Below are 2,260 nucleotides of genomic sequence, written 5' to 3' on the forward strand. Positions count from 1 at the left end.
CACGTGACCAGGGTGCGCTCGCGCTCGGCGGCCGCCAGCAATGGCAGTTCGGCCACCGGTTGTTGCGGTTGCTCGACAATGCCTTGCAGCAGGTTCAGCCAATGCTCACCCAGGCGCACGATGGTGGCCTGGTCGAACAGGTCAGTGGCGTAGATCAGTGAAGCGCTCAGCCCTTCATCGGTCTCGCAGGTGTCCAGGCTCAGGTCGAACTGCGTGGTGTCGTTGTCCCAGGCCATGGCCTGGACCGCCAAGCCTGGCACGGCGCGTACCGGCGCGAGCGCGGCGGCCTGGTGGTTGAACATCACCTGGAACAACGGGCTGTGGCTGAGGCTGCGGGTCGGCGCCAGCGCATCCACCAGTTGCTCGAACGGCAGGTCCTGGTGCGCCTGGGCGCCCAGCGCAGCCTGACGCACCTGTTGCAGCAGCACGCCGAACGGCTGGCGTGGATCGATATCGGCACGCAGTACCTGGGTGTTGACGAAGAAGCCGATCAGCCCTTCGGTCTCGACCCGGTTGCGGTTGGCCACCGGCACGCCGACGCGGATGTCGCGCTGGCCACTGTAGCGATGCAGCAAGGCCTGGAACGACGCCAGCAGCACCATGAACAGGGTCGCGCCCTGGCGGCGGGCCAACGCCTCGAGGCCGTCCTTCAACGCCGACGGCACGGCCAGGTCGAGCTGGGCGCCGCGGTAGCTCTGCTCGGCAGGACGCGGGCGGTCCAGCGGCAAGGCCAGCACATCCTGCTCGCTGCCCAGTTGCCCGACCCAGTAGGCCAGTTGCCGCTCACGCTCGCCAGCCTCCATCCATTCACGCTGCCAACGGGCGTAGTCGGCATATTGCAGCGCCAGGGCAGGCAGTGGGGCGGCATCGCCCTCGCGGTGGCGGGCATAGCTATCGATCAGTTCGCCGACCATCAGCTGCATGGACGCCGCATCCGAGACGATATGGTGCTGAGTCAGCACCAGCACCTGGTCGTCGGCCGCCAGCTCCAGCAGACGGGCCCGCAGCAGCGGGCCGCGGGCCAGGTCGAACGGCTGGCGGATCTCCTCAGCGACACGCGCCTGAAGGGTCGCCTCGTCCGCCAGTCGTTCATGGGCGATGACCAGCGCAGCCGAGCGCTCGATCACCTGGACGATGCCCTCGTCGCTTTCGACGAAGCGAGTACGCAGGGCCTCATGACGCTCGACCAGCGCATCGAAGCTGTGTTGCAGCGCCGCACGATCGAGGCTGCCTTTCAGGCGCAGGACCATGGGGATGTGGTAGGCGCTGCTGTGTGGCTCCAGCTGCCAGAGGAACCATTGGCGTTGCTGGGCATAGGACACCGGCAGCGCCGCATCGCGCGGCGTCGGCCGGATGGCCGGAGCCCGCGCCGCCAACGACGGTGCTGGCAGGCTGGCGACGAAGCCCTGCAGGCTGGCCTGCTCGAACAGCGTCTTGAGCGGTGCGTCGATGCCTAGCTCGCGCAGACGCGAGAACACCTGGGTAGCCAACAGCGAATGCCCGCCCAGTTCGAAGAAGTTGTCGCCCAGACCAACCTGCTCCAAGTGCAGCACCTGCGCCCAGATCGCCGCGACCTGTTGTTCCAGTTCACTCTGCGGCGCCACATAGGCACGCTGCGATTGCGAGGCATCCACGGCGGGCAAGGCCTTGCGGTCGAGCTTGCCGTTGGGCGACAGCGGCAGGCTGTCCAGTGCCAGCCACTGGTTCGGCACCATGTAGTCCGGCAGGCCACGGCGTAGGTGCTCGGCCAGTTGTGCCTGCCAATCGGCGGCCTCGCCGGTCAGCACCACATAACCGACCAGCTGCTTGCCGTCCGGTACCGTCACCACGGCTTCACGCACCAGGTCGTGCTCCAGCAGGCGCGCCTCGATCTCGCCCAGTTCGATGCGCAGGCCACGCAGCTTGACCTGGTGGTCGATACGCCCGGCATACTCGATCACCCCATCCGCGCGGTAGCGCGCCAGGTCGCCGGTGCGGTAGATGCGCTCGCCATTGCCGTATGGGCTCACGGCGAAACGCTCGGCGGTCAGCCCCGGGCGGCGGTGGTAGCCGCGCGCCAGGCCTGCGCCGGCCAGGTACAGCTCGCCCAGCACGCCCACCGGCACCGGTTGCAGCTCGGCATCGAGGATGTAGCAGCCCAGGTTGGCGATCGGCTCGCCGATCGGCACGCTGTCGCGCCCTTCCTCGCGGCAGGTCCAGTGGGTCACGTCGATGGCCGCCTCGGTCGGGCCGTACAGGTTGTACAGGCCGGCCTTCGGCA

General features: G+C 68.1%; 1 protein-coding gene. It reads right to left on the reverse strand.

From position 1 onward, the window contains the following. Window positions 1-2,260: condensation domain-containing protein (locus TZ03_RS27710; protein WP_051101505.1), on the reverse strand; the 2,260-nt coding region annotated here is incomplete at both ends.

It is taken from the genome of Pseudomonas sp. 10-1B (assembly GCF_000935045.1).
GTDB lineage: Bacteria > Pseudomonadota > Gammaproteobacteria > Pseudomonadales > Pseudomonadaceae > Aquipseudomonas.